This is a genomic window from Solibacillus sp. FSL K6-1126, assembly GCF_038003445.1.
In the GTDB taxonomy this organism is placed as follows: Bacteria; Bacillota; Bacilli; order Bacillales_A; family Planococcaceae; genus Solibacillus; species Solibacillus silvestris.
The window spans coordinates 746,872-763,434 of the sequence record NZ_JBBOPD010000001.1 but is presented as its reverse complement, the minus strand read 5'-3'; the positions used below and the strand labels follow the sequence as shown (position 1 = coordinate 763,434).

Annotated in this window: 19 protein-coding genes; all 19 read right to left on the bottom strand. The window is 40.2% G+C overall.

Translation table 11 applies throughout. The features are described from left to right. Positions 1 to 32: 32 nt before the first annotated feature. The gene (locus MHH44_RS03765) at positions 33 to 440 is read right to left on the bottom strand and encodes a F0F1 ATP synthase subunit epsilon (RefSeq protein WP_008404445.1); all 408 of its coding nucleotides are present in this window, start codon (positions 438 to 440) and stop codon (positions 33 to 35) included. A 23-nt stretch (positions 441 to 463) separates the two neighbouring features. Next, the gene (atpD, locus tag MHH44_RS03760) at positions 464 to 1,879 is read right to left on the bottom strand and encodes a F0F1 ATP synthase subunit beta (RefSeq protein ID WP_008404446.1); all 1,416 of its coding nucleotides are present in this window, start codon (positions 1,877 to 1,879) and stop codon (positions 464 to 466) included. A gap of 49 nt (positions 1,880 to 1,928) precedes the next feature. Next, positions 1,929 to 2,786 carry an ATP synthase F1 subunit gamma gene (gene atpG / locus MHH44_RS03755; RefSeq protein ID WP_008404447.1) on the bottom strand — a complete coding sequence of 286 codons (858 nt, stop codon included), beginning with the start codon at positions 2,784 to 2,786 and terminating at the stop codon, positions 1,929 to 1,931. 99 nt (positions 2,787 to 2,885) lie between these two features. Further along, on the bottom strand, positions 2,886 to 4,394 hold the full coding sequence (atpA, locus tag MHH44_RS03750; RefSeq protein WP_008404448.1) for a F0F1 ATP synthase subunit alpha: 1,509 nt from the start codon (positions 4,392 to 4,394) through the stop codon (positions 2,886 to 2,888). Positions 4,395 to 4,423: 29 nt separating this feature from the next. Then, positions 4,424 to 4,960, bottom strand: a complete 537-nt coding sequence (locus tag MHH44_RS03745; RefSeq protein WP_008404449.1) for a F0F1 ATP synthase subunit delta — start codon at positions 4,958 to 4,960, stop codon at positions 4,424 to 4,426. Beyond that, positions 4,957 to 5,478 (bottom strand): F0F1 ATP synthase subunit B, encoded by a 522-nt coding sequence (gene atpF / locus MHH44_RS03740; protein WP_008404450.1) that lies wholly within the window; start codon positions 5,476 to 5,478, stop codon positions 4,957 to 4,959. Before atpF ends, MHH44_RS03745 begins: the two co-directional genes overlap by 4 nt. A gap of 169 nt (positions 5,479 to 5,647) precedes the next feature. Then, positions 5,648 to 5,872 (bottom strand): F0F1 ATP synthase subunit C, encoded by a 225-nt coding sequence (gene atpE / locus MHH44_RS03735; protein ID WP_008404451.1) that lies wholly within the window; start codon positions 5,870 to 5,872, stop codon positions 5,648 to 5,650. A gap of 77 nt (positions 5,873 to 5,949) precedes the next feature. Next, positions 5,950 to 6,675, bottom strand: a complete 726-nt coding sequence (gene atpB, locus MHH44_RS03730) for a F0F1 ATP synthase subunit A (RefSeq protein ID WP_008404452.1) — start codon at positions 6,673 to 6,675, stop codon at positions 5,950 to 5,952. Positions 6,676 to 6,705: 30 nt separating this feature from the next. Then, positions 6,706 to 7,077 (bottom strand): ATP synthase subunit I, encoded by a 372-nt coding sequence (locus MHH44_RS03725; protein WP_065216611.1) that lies wholly within the window; start codon positions 7,075 to 7,077, stop codon positions 6,706 to 6,708. Between the two features lie 612 nt (positions 7,078 to 7,689). Beyond that, positions 7,690 to 8,850 (bottom strand): non-hydrolyzing UDP-N-acetylglucosamine 2-epimerase, encoded by a 1,161-nt coding sequence (gene wecB / locus MHH44_RS03720; protein WP_340797837.1) that lies wholly within the window; start codon positions 8,848 to 8,850, stop codon positions 7,690 to 7,692. Between the two features lie 93 nt (positions 8,851 to 8,943). After that, entirely contained in the window at positions 8,944 to 9,573 is a 630-nt protein-coding gene (gene upp / locus MHH44_RS03715) for a uracil phosphoribosyltransferase (RefSeq protein WP_340797836.1), read from the bottom strand. Between the two features lie 222 nt (positions 9,574 to 9,795). Next, the gene (gene glyA, locus MHH44_RS03710; protein ID WP_340797835.1) at positions 9,796 to 11,040 is read right to left on the bottom strand and encodes a serine hydroxymethyltransferase; all 1,245 of its coding nucleotides are present in this window, start codon (positions 11,038 to 11,040) and stop codon (positions 9,796 to 9,798) included. Between the two features lie 67 nt (positions 11,041 to 11,107). Continuing rightward, complete coding sequence (locus tag MHH44_RS03705) at positions 11,108 to 11,662, bottom strand: TIGR01440 family protein (protein ID WP_008404459.1); 555 nt, start codon at positions 11,660 to 11,662, stop codon at positions 11,108 to 11,110. Between the two features lie 14 nt (positions 11,663 to 11,676). Further along, complete coding sequence (rpiB, locus tag MHH44_RS03700) at positions 11,677 to 12,117, bottom strand: ribose 5-phosphate isomerase B (protein ID WP_008404461.1); 441 nt, start codon at positions 12,115 to 12,117, stop codon at positions 11,677 to 11,679. Positions 12,118 to 12,410: 293 nt separating this feature from the next. After that, positions 12,411 to 12,770: a c-type cytochrome gene (locus MHH44_RS03695; protein WP_232504567.1), complete on the bottom strand. Its 360-nt coding sequence runs from the start codon at positions 12,768 to 12,770 to the stop codon at positions 12,411 to 12,413. Between the two features lie 361 nt (positions 12,771 to 13,131). Continuing rightward, a complete protein-coding gene (locus MHH44_RS03690; protein ID WP_008404464.1) occupies positions 13,132 to 14,424 on the bottom strand; it encodes a methyl-accepting chemotaxis protein in 1,293 nt (430 codons plus the stop codon). A 1-nt stretch (position 14,425) separates the two neighbouring features. Beyond that, entirely contained in the window at positions 14,426 to 14,875 is a 450-nt protein-coding gene (locus MHH44_RS03685; RefSeq protein ID WP_081483473.1) for a low molecular weight protein arginine phosphatase, read from the bottom strand. A 19-nt stretch (positions 14,876 to 14,894) separates the two neighbouring features. Further along, the gene (locus MHH44_RS03680; protein WP_008404468.1) at positions 14,895 to 15,392 is read right to left on the bottom strand and encodes a manganese efflux pump; all 498 of its coding nucleotides are present in this window, start codon (positions 15,390 to 15,392) and stop codon (positions 14,895 to 14,897) included. 113 nt (positions 15,393 to 15,505) lie between these two features. Next, positions 15,506 to 16,537, bottom strand: a complete 1,032-nt coding sequence (locus tag MHH44_RS03675) for an L-threonylcarbamoyladenylate synthase (protein ID WP_340797834.1) — start codon at positions 16,535 to 16,537, stop codon at positions 15,506 to 15,508. Positions 16,538 to 16,563: the final 26 nt, after the last annotated feature.

Sequence of the window (16,563 nt, the reverse complement as noted above, 5' to 3'; positions counted from 1 at the left end):
CAGGCAGAAAGAATCTGCCCGCTTGTAAAACATTAGATATTACCCTCATGAACATTGATACGATTCATCGCACGTTTTAAAGATAATTCCGCGCGTGTGAAATCGATGTCATCTTGTTTCTTTTGAAGGCGACCTTCAGCACGAGCTAAAGCTTCTTTAGCACGGGCAATATCGATCGAAGAAGCAACTTCTGCAGAAGGAGCTAAAATCGAGATTTTTTCAGGGCGAACTTCAATGAAACCACCGCTAACCGCTGCGACATCTGTAGTGCCATCTGCTTTTTTAAGCTTCACAGAACCAATTGTTAGTGGAGCAACCATAGGAATATGGCCAGCTAAGACACCAATTTCACCTGAAGTCGTTTTAGCGATTACCATCGTTACTTCTGAATCGTATACTGAGCCGTCGGGAGTGACAATATTGACTGTAACTGTCTTCATATTTTTTCCTCCTCGTCAGCTAATTAGACTTGTACGCCCATTTCTTTAGCTTTCGCTACTACTTCGTCAATAGAACCAACTAGACGGAAAGCATCTTCTGGTAAGTGATCCCATTTGCCATCAAGGATTTCCTTGAATGAACGAACAGTTTCTTTTACAGGTACATAAGAACCTTTTTGACCAGTGAATTGCTCTGCTACGTGGAAGTTTTGAGATAAGAAGAACTGGATACGACGAGCACGTTCAACTGTTTTCTTATCTTCGTCACCTAGCTCATCCATACCTAAGATAGCAATGATATCTTGTAGTTCACGGTAACGTTGGATTGTACGTTGAACACCAGTAGCGATTGCGTAATGTTCTGGTCCAACGATTTCTGGTGATAATGCACGAGAAGTTGAAGCTAGTGGGTCTACCGCTGGATAGATACCCATTTCAGATAATTTACGCTCAAGGTTAGTTGTAGCATCTAAGTGGGCGAAAGTTGTAGCCGGAGCCGGGTCAGTATAGTCATCGGCTGGTACGTAAATCGCTTGGATCGAAGTTACAGAACCTTTAGTAGTAGATGTGATACGCTCTTGTAATTTACCCATTTCTGTAGCAAGTGTTGGTTGGTAACCTACCGCTGAAGGCATACGACCTAATAGGGCAGAAACCTCAGAACCTGCTTGTGTGAAACGGAAAATGTTGTCGATGAATAAAAGTACGTCTGCACCTTGTTCATCACGGAAGAACTCAGCCATTGTTAAACCAGTTAAAGCCACGCGCATACGTGCTCCTGGTGGCTCATTCATTTGACCGAATACCATCGCTGTTTGTTTGATTACGCCTGAATCTGTCATTTCGAAGAATAAGTCGTTACCCTCACGAGTACGCTCACCTACACCTGCGAATACAGAAATACCTGCGTGCTCTTGTGCGATGTTGTTGATTAATTCTTGGATTAATACTGTTTTACCTACGCCGGCACCACCGAATAGACCGATTTTACCACCTTTGATGTATGGTGCTAATAAGTCTACTACTTTGATACCTGTTTCTAGGATTTCTACAGTAGTTGATAATTCATCGAATGTTGGAGCTTCGCGGTGAATTGAATCACGACGAACTTCAGCAGGAATTTCTTCACCTAAGTCGATAACTTCACCAAGTACGTTAAATACGCGACCTAATGTAGCTTCACCAACTGGTACTGAGATTGGTGCTCCTGAGTTTGTTACTTCTGCTCCACGTTGTAAACCGTCAGTAGATGACATGGCAATCGTACGAACAGAATCGTCACCTAAGTGAAGCGCTACTTCTAATGCTAGAGTAGTTGGAGCTTCGTTAGGACGTTCAATTGTAACTGTTAATGCGTTATAAATTGCTGGTAATTGACCATTAGCAAACTTTACGTCTACTACTGGACCCATTACTTGAAGAACGTGTCCTTTGTTCATTACTTTGTACCCTCCTATCGTATTCTTATACGACATTGGTGAGCGCGCCCTATTCTAAGGCAGCAGCTCCACCAACGATTTCTGTAATTTCTTGTGTAATCGCCGCTTGACGTGCACGGTTATATTGTAGAGAAAGGTCTGCAATAAGATCGTTTGCATTGTCTGTAGCGTTTTTCATTGCTGTCATACGCGCTGAATGTTCACTCGCTTTTCCGTCTAAAATCGCGCCGTAAATTAAGCTTTCCGCATATTGTGGAAGTAATACTTCTAAAATGGCTTCGCCTGATGGCTCAAATTCATAAGAAGCATTGCTTGTTGAAGGTGCAATGTCAGTTAGAGGAAGAACTTTTTTCATAGTCACTTCGTTTTGAATTGCAGATACGAAGTGATTGTAGTACATATAAAGTTCATCATACGTACCATCAATGAACATACCAACAGCATTACGAGCGATTTCTTTAATATCAGCAAATGACGGTTGGTCTGGTAGAGCAACGACATCTGCGATAACATTGTGTCCACGCTTTACAAAGTAATCACGAACAACACGACCTACTACTAAAACTACGTACTCATCTTTAGACTTGTGACGTTTATCAATAGTGCTTTGAACTTGACGTAAGATGCTTGAGTTGTAAGCACCTGCCAGACCACGGTCAGAACCGATGACTAAGTAAGCTGTTTTCTTAACAGGACGAGAAGTTAACATTGGATGTCCGCTGTCTTTTGTACCTGTTGCGATTGCGCCTACTACGTCCTGGATTTTTTCCATGTATGGAACGTAAGACTTAGCGTTTTGCTCTGCACGACGTAACTTTGAAGAAGAAACCATCTGCATCGCTTTCGTAATTTGTTTCGTTGACTTTGTAGAGTTAATACGACCTTTAATTTCGCGTAAGTTTACCACTGGTATTTCACCACCTTTAGATTTTTATCAAGCTCTTATTAAAAAAGAGTTGTCCAGTTTTTCACGCTACAGTATTGTGCGTGAAAAACCGTTCAATTCTTACTCAGATTTAGCGAAAGTCTTTTTGAACGCATTGATAGCTTCAACATACTCTGCGTCTGGAGCAAGTTCTTTAGTTGTACGAACATGATCTAAAACATTTGTGTGGTTTGTATCTAACCAGCTTAAGAATTCGTTTTCGAAACGAACGATGTCTTGTACTGGAATATCATCTAAGTGACCTTTAGTTAATGCATAAAGGATCGCAACTTGTTTTTCAACTTTAAGTGGTTTGTTTAAGTCTTGTTTTAAAACTTCAACTGTACGTTTACCACGCTCTAATTTAGCAAGTGTGATTGCGTCTAAGTCAGATCCGAACTGAGCGAATGACTCTAACTCACGGAATGCTGCCAAGTCAAGACGTAATGTACCCGCTACTTTTTTCATCGCTTTGATTTGAGCAGAACCACCTACACGTGATACTGATAAACCAGCGTTGATCGCAGGACGTACACCAGAGTTGAATAAGTCAGATTGTAAGAAGATTTGACCATCTGTGATTGAGATTACGTTTGTTGGGATATATGCAGAGATATCGCCCGCTTGCGTTTCTACGAATGGAAGCGCTGTAATCGAACCGTTTTTGTATGTTTCGTTTAACTTCGCAGCACGCTCAAGTAGACGGCTGTGTAAGTAGAACACGTCACCAGGGTAAGCTTCACGACCTGGAGGACGGCGTAGAAGAAGTGAAAGTTCACGGTATGCTGATGCTTGTTTTGTTAAGTCATCATACACGATTAAAACGTGCTTACCATCTAACATGAATTCTTCCGCCATAGATACACCTGCGAAAGGAGCAAGGTATAGTAATGGAGCTGGTTGTGATGCAGATGCCGTTACAACGATTGTGTAATCTAATGCACCGTGCTTACGGAAAGTTTCAACTACGTTACGTACAGTTGATTCTTTTTGACCAATTGCAACGTAGATACAGATCATATCTTCGCCTTGTTGGTTTAAGATTGTATCGATCGCTACAGATGTTTTACCAACTTGACGGTCACCGATGATTAACTCACGTTGACCACGACCGATTGGTACTAAAGCGTCGATCGCTTTGATACCTGTTTGTAATGGCTCATGTACTGATTTACGTGCCATTACACCGAAAGCTGGACTTTCGATTGGACGAGATTTTGTTGTGTTGATTGGACCTAATCCATCCACTGGCATACCAAGTGGGTTTACAACACGGCCAATTAGTGCTTCACCAACTGGTACTTCCATAATACGACCTGTACGACGAACCTCATCGCCTTCTTTGATGCCTAGGTAGTCTCCTAAAATTACGATACCAACGTTACCTTCTTCTAGGTTTTGTGCCATACCCATAACACCGTTTGAGAACTCTAAAAGCTCTCCAGCCATGGCGTTGTCGAGGCCATGAGCACGAGCGATACCGTCACCAACAGTGATAACTGTACCTACTTCGCTTACTTTTAATTCCGATTGATAACCTTCAATCTGCTGTTTAATCAGACTGCTGATTTCTTCAGCTTTGATGCCCATGTATGTTCACCTCTCACATTTCTTAAGATTTAGCCAACTAATGTTCGTTTTAAGTCCTCTAGCTTAGACGCTACAGTGCTGTCGAAAATATAGTTGCCGATTTGAACGCGTACGCCACCAATTAATGACGCATCGATAATGTTTGTAATGTTAAGTTGCCCTTTGCCGACTAACTTGCCGAAAGCAGCAGAAATTTCTGCACGTTCGCCATCCGTTAATTCACGCGTTGAGTAAACTTTTGCATCTGCAGTACCTTGTGCGGCAGCTGATAATGCTTGATATTGGTCTGCTACAGCAGTTAATTCGTTTAAACGTTTCTTTTCGATTAAGAATTGAACCATGTTTACAACGATTGGCTGTGCACCCGTTAGAATTTGAGCGATAAGCTCTTTCTTACGATCAGTAGAAATTTTCGGAGCAGTAAGTAAAGCCATAAACTCTTCGTTCGTAGCCAATACTGTTTTGATCTCACGTAAATCTGCACCTACTTCAGCAAGAAGGTTGTTGCTTAATGCTAATTCGTAAATTGCTTGAGCATAGCGATTTGCTACAGTCGATTGACTCATTTCGCTTCGCCTGCCTTCGCAATCGTTTCTTTAATTAATGCGCTATTGTCTGCTTCAGAAATTTCTTTCCCAAGAACTTTAGACGCAGCAAGTACTGATAATGAAACTACTTCTTCACGTACAGCAGCGATTGCTTTTTCTCTTTCTGCTTCGATATCACGAACAGCAGATTCTTTTAGACGGTTCGCTTCAGCGCGTGCAGTTACCACGATTTCTTCGCGAGTTGCTTCGCCTTGCTTTTTAGCGTTCTCAATGATTGATTGCGCTTCTGTGCGAGCTTCTTTAAGAAGGCTCTTTTGTTCTTCTAATAGTGCTTGTGTTTCTTTTTTAGCTTTTTCAGCTGCATCGATTCCGCTTGCAACCAGCTCTTCACGCTCGCGCATGATACCCATTAAAGGACCCCAAGCGAACTTTTTAAGAAGTGCCATTAAACCTAAGAAAATCACTAACGTCGCAATTGCATCACCTAAGTTGAGTCCAGTTGCGCCTGCACCTAGTGCAAGATAGTCTAAAAACACGATTGTTTCACTCCCTTCAAGAGCTTGAATTAAATCTATATTTTGTCATACTTTTTGTTCGTAATTAATATTAAATAAAAAAGGGTATATCTTATTTACACAAAACGAATGGCGAAGGGTTTCAAAAGAAGTCTACTTCGCCACTGGATTTTAATAATCTTAATGAAGACTATTGGTTCATTACGATGAATGCGATTACTACTGCGATGATCGGTAATGCTTCTACTAACGCTACCCCGATGAACATTGTAGTTTGAAGTGCGCCACGTGCTTCTGGTTGACGAGCGATACCTTCTACTGTTTTTGAAACGATTAAACCGTTACCAATACCTGCACCTAGTGCTGCTAAACCGATTGCGATTGCTGCTGCTAATAAACCTACTGAACCTACCATTTGATAATATCCTCCTTGGATGTTGTAATTTTTTTTGGTTCAAATCACCGCACTACTTTGAATGCGGAAACTTATAATTAATGGTCTGTACTCACTTTGTGAGCCATGTATACCATCGTTAACATTGTGAAAATGAAAGCTTGGATAAACCCGATGAAGATCGAGAATCCCATCCACGCCATCATTGGTACGATTGCACCGAAGAAACCAAACGCACTTGAAACTGCTAAACCAGTTAGTAACGTTAGTAAAATCTCGCCGGCATAAATGTTACCGTAAAGACGTAGACCTAGAGTTAGCGTATTTGCAAACTCTTCAATAACTTTTAACGGGAACATAAATGACATTGGTTGGAAGAACGTTTTAGCATAACCGCCTGTACCTTGCATTTTCACACCATAATACTGTGTTAATACTAGAACCATCGACGCTAATGTCATTGTTACGACTGGATCGGCTGTTGGTGATTTCCACCATAAATCACTGCCGTAAGCAATACCACCCATTGGTAAACCAAGTAAGTTGGACACTGCAATGAACATGATTAATGTAATCCCAAGAATGTGGAAACGTCCACCAGTTTTCCAGTCCATGTTGCTCTTAATAATATTTTTCACGAAATCCATAATCCATTCCATGAAGTTCTGCATACCAGTCGGTTTTAACGCAAGTGTACGTGTTGAAACAAAAGCGATAATAAATACGATGATTGCAGCTACTAAGAGAGTTAGTACTGTAGATAAGTTGAAAGTAAGCGTCATAAAGCCTAAATCCAAATGTAGCTCTGGAGCTGTATGATCCATTTTTGCATTCACCTCTCTTTCAAATGCACCTTAGTGGCTTTTTATATGATGTACTACTCTTTCTACTACTAAAAAGATGTACGGAATCATCAGCCCAATGACCGTGCTTATTAAGTGAAAATATTGTGGCAACGATATTGCGATTGCGACTGCGGCAACACCTGATCCAAAGCGAAGCGCTGTACCGATAGATGCTACTTTTGTCCCTTCACTAATGGAACGGTCAAATTTTTCCATACGTCGAAGTAAAATCCAAAAATTATACGTACCAAAGAACGCACCTAGGGCTATACCAGCAAATATAGAATCATATGGCGAAAATCCCCAGCCTAACGTACAAATAGCAAGCAAAAAAAAGAACGCTTTCTTCTGCATTGCAAAAACGTGATGCAAATTTAGCATTGGCAGTTAATCTCCTGAAACTTTTTTCGAGTAAAGAAAGTGTTCATCGACCATTAAATGAATTTAAAACGTAGTCAATGCACTACAAAATTAGAGGCCATTACAAGTAGTAAATAATTTCCACAACAGAGCAATTCTAAAGTGGGCATTCATTTCATACTTCTAATTGTCTCTTAATCTTAACGGACTTCATCCAGACGCATAGAACGTTGCAAATTGACGAGTTTCGTTTCAACTGTCAATCTAGTAGAAACTTGATATAACAAGCGTTTCAACGTCTTTTGACTAGGCGAAACTCTTATCATTCTTACCCTTTGTAAGCATACAATAGGGGGTTTTTGATGTCAATTAGTAATGGTGAAAAACTTCACATAGATACATTCCTTGTCAAATTGTTGACAAATTTGTGTATAGTTATGCATAAATATTTTTTGCATTTTTTCACTAACGCTAAAATTCGCTATTTCATGCGTTTTTTCCATCACGTTACACTTTTCATATCCAAGAAAAAATTTTTTAGCAATAATAACGAATTTAATGCTTGACAACAGGAGATAAATGTTACCCCTGTTGTCAATTTCATTTTTAAGTAAATTTCAGTAATATTTTGGATTAACGCGTTTCTACTTTTTCGGCAGTTTCATTTTCTTTTATTAACTGTTTTTGAGCAAATTGCAGTAATGCTTCCACAATACGCTCAGAAGCATATCCATCTCCATATGGATTCGATGCATGTGCCATCGCCTCATATGCTTCGTCATTTATTAACAATTCTTTTGCCATTTTGTAAATAACTTCTTCGTCTGTTCCCGCAAGCTTCAAAGTACCTGCAGCAATTCCTTCAGGACGCTCTGTCGTATCACGTAATACGAGCACCGGCTTCCCTAAAGATGGCGCTTCTTCCTGCACACCGCCAGAATCCGTTAAAATCATGTAAGAGCGGGCAGCAAAATTGTGGAAATCAAATACTTCCAACGGTTCAATTAAATGAACACGCGGGTTATCCCCTAAAATTTCATTGGCTACTTCGCGAACAGCCGGATTCATATGCACTGGATAAACAACTTGAACATCCTCATGCTCGCTCAACAGACGCATTATTGCACGGAACATATTACGCATTGGCTCACCTAGATTTTCACGACGGTGTGCTGTTAATAAAATCATGCGGTCTGTACCCATTTTTTCAATTACCGGATGCGTATAGTGTTCACTTACTGTTGTTTTTAAAGCATCAATAGCCGTGTTACCCGTTACGAAAATGGCTTCTGCCGGTTTGTTTTCCTTTAGCAGGTTTGCACGTGATTGCTCAGTTGGGGAAAAATGCAGATCTGCCATTACACCTGTTAACTGACGGTTCATCTCTTCAGGATAAGGTGAATATTTTTGTCCTGTACGAAGCCCTGCTTCAACATGGCCAATTGCAATTTGATTGTAGAAAGCAGCCAGACTTCCTACAAAAGTAGTCGCCGTGTCACCATGTACTAACACGATATCAGGCTTCGCTTCTTTCATTACACGGTCCAGTCCTAAAAGCGCATTTGTCGCTACATCCACTAATGTTTGACGGTCTTTCATAATATTTAAATCATAATCCGGTTTAATTTTAAATGTTTCCAGCACTTGGTCAAGCATTTGACGATGCTGGGCCGTTACAGTAACAACCGATTCAATTTGTTCCGGATGCTTTTCCAGTTCCAGCACTAAAGGTGCCATTTTGATTGCTTCCGGACGTGTGCCAAAAATCGTCATAACTTTAAACTTCTTCGTCATCATTCTTCTCCTTGTCTAATCTATAATTAATTCTCTCACTTGCTGTATTAATAGAAAACGCCCGCAACTGCTTACGGACGTCTCGTTTATTTATTATTTTGTTCCGAATAAGCGATCCCCGGCATCACCCAAGCCTGGTACGATATAGCCATGATCATCCAATTTTTCGTCAAGAGATGCAATGTAAATATCTACATCAGGGTGTAATTTCTGTATTTCTTCCACACCTTCTGGAGCAGCGATCAGACACATAAACTTAATGCTTTTAGCGCCGCGCTTTTTCAGTGAATTAATCGCTTCAACAGCTGATCCACCCGTTGCTAACATCGGGTCAACAATAATGAAGTCACGCTCTTCAACGTCTGCTGGAAGTTTTGCATAATATTCTACTGGCTTTAATGTTTCCGGATCACGGTAAAGACCAATATGCCCTACCTTTGCAGCAGGAATTAATTTTAATACGCCATCTACCATTCCGATACCTGCACGTAAAATTGGAACAATCGCCATTTTCTTCCCTGATAATACTTTTGCTTTTGCCTTCGTTACAGGTGTTTCTACTTCAATTTCTTCCAACGGTAAATCACGAGTAATTTCAAAAGCCATTAATGTTGCTACTTCATCAACTAACTCCCGAAATTCTTTTGTTCCCGTTTTTTTATCTCGAATATAAGTTAACTTATGTTGGATTAATGGGTGGTCAAATACGTATACTTTACTCACGTTGACATCTCCTAACTGTTGTTTATCTAAATTAGTATAACAGAAAATAAAGTCAACGAAAACTATGACGGTAATTTTTAAAAATCGCCCTTTTTCTAAATAATTAAAGAACAAATGTATTCTACACTAGCATTCGCTGGTAGTTGTCTGTCTATGCGGTATTTTTTTCAATAAAAAAACCTTTCTATCTACAAATCTGTAAATAGAAAGGCATATACTCAATTATGCGTATAAAGGATATTTTGCTGTAAGAGCTTCAACACGTTTGCGTGCCTCTTCTTTTACTGCTGCATCTTCATGATTTTTAAGAACTGAAGCGATGATTTTACCAACTTCGATTACATCTTCTTCTTTGAAACCACGAGAAGTTACAGCTGCTGTACCTACACGGATACCTGATGTTACGAATGGTGATTCTGTATCAAATGGAATTGTGTTTTTATTTGTTGTAATGGCCACTTCATCCAATACATGCTCAGCTACTTTACCCGTTAACCCTAAAGATTTTACATTTAATAGAAGTAAGTGGTTATCTGTACCACCTGATACGATTTCAACACCTTCATCCATTAAAGATTTTGCAAGTGCAGCTGCATTTGCTTTAATTTGTTTTGCGTAATCTTTAAATTCCGGTTGTAATGCTTCGCCGAAAGATACCGCTTTTGCAGCGATGACATGCATTAATGGACCGCCTTGAATACCTGGGAATACCGATTTATTTAATTCTTTTTCCCATTTTTCATCTTTCGTTAAAATCATACCACCACGTGGACCACGTAACGTTTTATGAGTAGTTGTCGTTACGAAATCTGCATACGGCACTGGATTTTGGTGCTCGCCTGCTGCTACTAAGCCGGCAATATGCGCCATATCAACCATGAAATATGCACCGACTTCATCCGCGATTTCACGGAACTTTGCAAAGTCGATTGCACGAGGGTATGCAGATGCACCAGCAACGATTAATTTTGGCTTTGATTCCAATGCTTTTTGGCGAACATCTTCATAATCTATTAAGTTTGTATCTTCAGTTACACCGTATTCTACGAAATTATAAAGAATACCAGAGAAGTTTACTGGTGAACCATGTGTTAAGTGACCGCCGTGTGATAAGTTCATACCAAGTACTGTATCACCAGGTTTTAAAATTGTATGGTAAACTGCCATGTTCGCTTGTGCACCTGAGTGTGGCTGAACGTTAACATATGCTGCACCGAATAATTCTTTTGCACGGTCACGCGCAATGTTTTCAACTACGTCTACATGTTCACAACCGCCATAATAGCGTTTGCCAGGGTAACCTTCCGCATATTTATTTGTTAAATATGAACCTTGTGCTTCCATTACAGCTTCCGATACGAAGTTTTCTGATGCGATCAGTTCGATGTTTGTGTTTTGACGTTTTTTCTCTAATAAAATTGCGTCTAAAATTGCCTTGTCCTGTCCTGCTAATTTTTCAAATGCCATTTTCAAATCCCCCTAAATGTACTTCCGATTCGATCGGAGTTTCCAATTCAAAATGATATATGTAACGTTAAGGTGTTACAGTATATTGCGCACGTTCTCCACCGATAAGTTTCGGACGTGTTGTCGCTAACGTAATGACTGCATCGCCTAATTGCTTAACAGATGTTCGTAAAGGCACAGCAACTGCTTTTAAGTGCATGCCGATTAATGTTTGCCCGATATCAATCCCGTAATGTGCTTGGATGGTTTCCACAATTACAGGCTCATCCATTTGTGTAAAAGCGTATGCAGACATAGAGCCACCTGCTGTACGGACCGGAATGACCGAAACAGGTTCTAAATGGTACATTTTAGCAGCTGCAGCCTCGAGTGTCAGCGCTCGGTTAATATGCTCGCAGCCTTGGAAAACTAAGTGAATTTTATGTCTTTGCGCGAATATTGAAAATTCTTTGTATAGAACTTGCGCTACATCGAATGCACCAGCTGTTCCAATCTTCTCACCCATCACTTCCGATGTGGAACAGCCGATGACAAATAGCTGACCTTCAGAAAACTTCACTTGTTGCTCAAATTCGGATAATGCTTGCGCTAAATCTTTTTGCAAATCGTGTAAGTTTGTCATTGAATCACCATCTGTTACCCTTCTTCGATTTCAGTAATCTTTTCAACACGACGAATATGACGACCGCCTTCAAACTGCGTATCCAACCAAGTTGCAACAATCTCACGTGCCAGCCCTGGACCGATTACACGCTCACCCATTGCTAAAACGTTTGAGTCATTGTGACAACGTGTCGCTTTTGCCGAGAACACGTCATGTACAAGTGCACAACGAATCCCTTTAAATTTGTTTGCAGCAATCGAAATCCCAATTCCAGTCCCGCAAATTAAAATTCCTCTGTCAAATTCCCCTGCAGCTACTCTCTCAGCTACTGGACGTGCATAGTCCGGGTAATCTACTGACTCGTCCGTTTGTGGACCAAAGTCTTCATAACTGATTGACATTTCATCAAGTAGTGACATAATCTCTTTACGTAAATTATTACCGCCGTGATCTGAAGAAATTGCAATTCTCATGAAGATCCCTCCTGCCTCGATTTTATTTACTTATTATATTCACCATCAGTGTACCATTTATTCCAGAAGAATAACACGTCTTTTCCGAATAACTTTCAAAATACATGCATAAAGACGAATATTACGACAACAATTATAGTGTATTGTTAACTTTTTAGTAATATTCTTATATTTATTCATTATTAATTATAGTAATGTTCAGCTTTACGTGAGTTTGTTATGTTAAAAAGCTTTTGCACAATTTGTTTTACTAAAAAAAGACCGCTCATTGACTATGAGCAGGCCTTTAACAATTATTGTAATGATAAAATATATTCTGCTACCGCTTCTTCTTCGCCATCTGCTGTACCCTTCGGCATTGCACCTTTACCATTGACTAGTACATTCACGATTTCCTCTTTTGATAAAGAAGTGTTCGTTAAGTCCGGTCCCATTGATCCCGTTAAGTCTCCACCATGACATCCTACACAGCTGGCATTCGCCACTTTTTCACCTGCCGAGACATCTGAAGTTTCAGCTGCGTCCTTTTCTCCGGATGATTCAGTCGATTCGGTTGGTGTAGAATCAACAGAATCTGTCGTATCCGCGTCCTCCGCATCACCACATGCAGCGAGACCTGCTACGACTACACCCATTAGTAACCAGTACTTCATCTTGTTCAATATAAATCCCCCCAGGACTAATTATTGTAAACAATAGTGTACCATACCCAGTCTTTTTGTTTTTGAAACGGGTTCGTGATTTTAAAAGCATGGTAGTGTTTATTAGAACTTTCACTTTGGATATTAGAAAATCGCCAACGTTTATTTGAACATCGATAACCTTTATTAGCAAATGTGAAAAGGATTTTAGAACAAGCAGCCAAAATATTAGAAGATAGACATTTTATTAGAACTTTACCGCGGTTATTAGAAAATCTCACCTCGATATTAGAAAACATCCTTCAAATAAAAAATACCCAACAGATAAACCATGCCCGTTTATCCATTCGGTATTTTAAAACGATCTTCCCATCTACTGTGTGCGGTCGAATTGTTGAATCATTCGATAAAGCTCTGCAGACTGTTGCTTTAAATTACTTGCCAGTTCTTCTACTTGCTTGATCGCTTCAGCCTGTTCCAATGAAGCAGACGTTACTTCCTGAGCGCTTGCAGAAGTTTGTTCGGCAATTGCCGCCACTTCCTGTGACTGGTGTGATGTATGTTCGATATTTTTCATTTGCTGTGCGACTAAATCCGAAATTTGGACGACATCATCTGCCATTTCATAAACGGATTTTGTCATGCCTTCTACTGCAGACGTTGTTTCAGAAACACGTGACGATTCATTTACCGCAAATGATACTTGTTCGTTCATCTGTTTAACGACAACCGATACATTTTGCTGCATTGTGTGGATCAATGTTGTAATCCCCTGAACAGCACTTGCACTCTCATCGGCCAGACCGCGCACTTCCTCTGCCACAACCGCAAAGCCTTTCCCATGCTCACCTGCTCGTGCAGCTTCAATCGATGCGTTTAATGCAAGCAGATTCGTCTGTCCTGCGATATCGCCTACTAAACCTATAATCCGTTCAATCTGCTCGGCATTTTTTTCTAGCTCACGAATATTTACTAATGAATTTTCATTATCTGTTGCAATTTTTTTAATACTGTTTACAACGCCATGGATGGCATCTGTTGTAGACGTTAAGTTTGTTAAAAGATTTTTTGAGCGACTTGCTGTATGTAACGCTTTATTGTTCACTTCCGCAGCTAATGTGCGAACTTCTTCAATGGCTTCCACTGTTTCTTGAATGGCAACCGCCGAAGATTCAGCCCCCAATGAAATCTGGCTAATATTGCTTGTAATTTGCTCAGCGTTGTTCGTTACAGAAATACTTTCTTCCGACAGCTTCAAAATCGTTTCATCGGTTGACTTATAATTGTCTTCAATCCCGTTTACCATCTTGCGCAAATTGATCACCATTGTTTGGAATGCCTCTGCTACTGAGCGGATTTCATCATTGGTTTTCGGCATTTCGACATCTTGTCCGATTTTACCTTCCGCTACATGGTTTGCACTGCGCTCCAATTGCTGTAATGGGCGAACAATGACTAAACCAAATACCGCAGCCAATGCACAAGACCAAAAGATCCCTAATAAATAGGTTATAATCTGAAATACGCTTGTGCTTGTCGATTCAAAAAACATTGGGCGTAAGTATTCGATAAATACAAAACTGCAAGTGTAGGTAATCAGCGCTAATATCCCGACAAATAATACGAGCTTCTTGCGCAAACTAAAGACCTTTTTCTGAGAGTTCATGTTAAATTTTATCCTCCAATTTCAATTTCGTTTCCAGCTTGTTGATTGCTTCGTTCAATTGCTCGTATGTTTGTTCATATACTTGCAGGTTTCCACCGAATGGATCTTGAATATCCAGACCAGTTTCCATCGCTACATACTCATTTAGCGTAAACGTTTTATGTGCCGCTTCTTCTACTAAACGGAGGACCATCTCTTTATGAGCGGTCGTCATCGTTAAAATCAGGTCCGCCCATTGTGCATCTTCTACCGTAAATCGGGATGAACGGTGCGATTGCGAAATATTTTTTCTATGCAATATTTCCTTTGCGTTCAAGGACATGTCACTGCCTTCGTGCGCATAAATACCTGCTGAACGCACAGTAATATTCTCATAGTTTTTTGCTTGTAAAATTGCTGCTGCCATAGGACTTCTACACGTGTTGCCTGTACAAATAAAATAAATATTAATGTTCCTCACACCCTCTAATTTACCATTTTAGTAGCATCACACTCATAATAATCAAGAGGAGTCCTGCTACTTTCTTTAATGCATTATTCTTAAAAATTGGTGATTTTTGCGCTATTACCAATGCCGCATATGACAATATGAATGTCGATAGGCCGGCACTAATAACAAAAACATATTTTTGTAAATTTAGCATACCAAAAGATAGGCTAACTGAAAAGGTGTCAATACTTGCAAAAATCGCAATTATCGGTAAAGACATCGCAGGAAAACTTTCATCTTTCTTCGAGAGCAGTAATTGCAGTCCAACAAAAAACAATAATAATGTAGAAAGACCTGATGCCCAGTTTGTTAAATAGACGGCAAGCCATTCCCCAAAGCGGTAACCGAGTAACGGAAAAAGCATATGTAAAAAGGCCGTCCATAAAGCTAATAACCATTTCGCCTTAACATTTGTAGCAATTAAATACAGTGCAACGACATCGAACGACATTAAGATCCCGGCAACTACTTCTTGCATCTATTCCCCTCTTCCACTAAGCGCTGTTGTAATTTATGCTTTTGGGCGGGGAAATATCCTTTTGTTTATACACAAAAACCACATCCCATTGTTATAAGATGTGGTTTGATTTTTTAAAGTGAATACCATTTGCCGCCTGCAGCTTTTTCCAGACGGTTCATAATCGCTGTACCAACACCGTTTTTTGATGTTGCCGTCGCTAAAATAATCGTAGCATCCGTTTTATCGCATGAACGCAATGCATCATATAGTGAAGCGCTCATTTGTTCGAGATCATGTGCACTTCCGAATGAAAAATAATAATCGGCCTCGATCTCTTCAAAGTTTTGCGGTGCCAATAAGGCCACTTTATGTACCGGTTTTAATTCGGCAATAGCCGTTTCAATCGCTTTTTTATTTGCTTCTATTAAATAGACAGGTGCATCCGGAGCATAATGGGTATATTTCATACCAGGCGCTTTCGGTGTCGAATCAATTTTCTGCTGTTCCAGACTTGGCTCAACAACTGGTCCAATTACTGCTTCGAGCATTTCTTTCGTCACTCCGCCCGGACGCAAAATAACGGGTGTTTCCAGTGTGACATCCAAAACGGTCGATTCAAGTCCGATTCCCGTCATCCCACCATCCAAAATACAAGGAATAATGTTTTGCAAATCCTCAAATACATGTTCAGCTTTCGTCGGGCTAGGCTTGCCGCTGCGATTCGCACTTGGCGCGGCTAACGGTTTCTTTAATGTTTGAAGAAGTTCCAGTGCTACTGGATGATCGGGCATACGAATTCCAACAGTATCTAATCCTGCCGTAACACTCGGCGCTAAAACATTCGGCTTAACATCCATAACAAGCGTCAATGGACCTGGCCAAAAAGCCTCCATACATTTTTGGGCAACTTCCGAAATATTTGTTGTATACAGCGATACTTCTTCCACCGTTCCGATATGAACAATCAATGGATTATCCGAAGGTCGTCCTTTTGCAGCGAATATTTTCTTCACTGCCTGCTCATTTGTCGCAACGGCACCCAAGCCATATACGGTTTCTGTCGGAAAAGCGACTATTTCGCCTTTATTTAATAAATCCACAGCCTGTGTATAATTTTCTGAATTATCCACAAATTCATCCACATTTAATTGAAAAGTGTGCATTACTTTTTCCTCCTTTCTCTAAAAGT

What these genes read in the sequence shown, in the direction of transcription:
- MHH44_RS03765 (WP_008404445.1), bottom strand. Translation starts at nt 440, where the DNA reads ATGAAGACAGTTACAGTCAATATTGTCACTCCCGACGGCTCAGTATAC.
- atpD (WP_008404446.1), bottom strand. Translation starts at nt 1,879, where the DNA reads ATGAACAAAGGACACGTTCTTCAAGTAATGGGTCCAGTAGTAGACGTA.
- atpA (WP_008404448.1), bottom strand. Translation starts at nt 4,394, where the DNA reads ATGGGCATCAAAGCTGAAGAAATCAGCAGTCTGATTAAACAGCAGATT.
- MHH44_RS03745 (WP_008404449.1), bottom strand. Translation starts at nt 4,960, where the DNA reads ATGAGTCAATCGACTGTAGCAAATCGCTATGCTCAAGCAATTTACGAA.
- atpE (WP_008404451.1), bottom strand. Translation starts at nt 5,872, where the DNA reads ATGGTAGGTTCAGTAGGTTTATTAGCAGCAGCAATCGCAATCGGTTTA.
- atpB (WP_008404452.1), bottom strand. Translation starts at nt 6,675, where the DNA reads ATGGATCATACAGCTCCAGAGCTACATTTGGATTTAGGCTTTATGACG.
- MHH44_RS03725 (WP_065216611.1), bottom strand. Translation starts at nt 7,077, where the DNA reads ATGCTAAATTTGCATCACGTTTTTGCAATGCAGAAGAAAGCGTTCTTT.
- wecB (WP_340797837.1), bottom strand. Translation starts at nt 8,850, where the DNA reads ATGACGAAGAAGTTTAAAGTTATGACGATTTTTGGCACACGTCCGGAA.
- glyA (WP_340797835.1), bottom strand. Translation starts at nt 11,040, where the DNA reads ATGGCATTTGAAAAATTAGCAGGACAGGACAAGGCAATTTTAGACGCA.
- MHH44_RS03705 (WP_008404459.1), bottom strand. Translation starts at nt 11,662, where the DNA reads ATGACAAACTTACACGATTTGCAAAAAGATTTAGCGCAAGCATTATCC.
- rpiB (WP_008404461.1), bottom strand. Translation starts at nt 12,117, where the DNA reads ATGAGAATTGCAATTTCTTCAGATCACGGCGGTAATAATTTACGTAAA.
- MHH44_RS03695 (WP_232504567.1), bottom strand. Translation starts at nt 12,770, where the DNA reads ATGAAGTACTGGTTACTAATGGGTGTAGTCGTAGCAGGTCTCGCTGCA.
- MHH44_RS03690 (WP_008404464.1), bottom strand. Translation starts at nt 14,424, where the DNA reads ATGAACTCTCAGAAAAAGGTCTTTAGTTTGCGCAAGAAGCTCGTATTA.
- MHH44_RS03680 (WP_008404468.1), bottom strand. Translation starts at nt 15,392, where the DNA reads ATGCAAGAAGTAGTTGCCGGGATCTTAATGTCGTTCGATGTCGTTGCA.
- MHH44_RS03675 (WP_340797834.1), bottom strand. Translation starts at nt 16,537, where the DNA reads ATGCACACTTTTCAATTAAATGTGGATGAATTTGTGGATAATTCAGAA.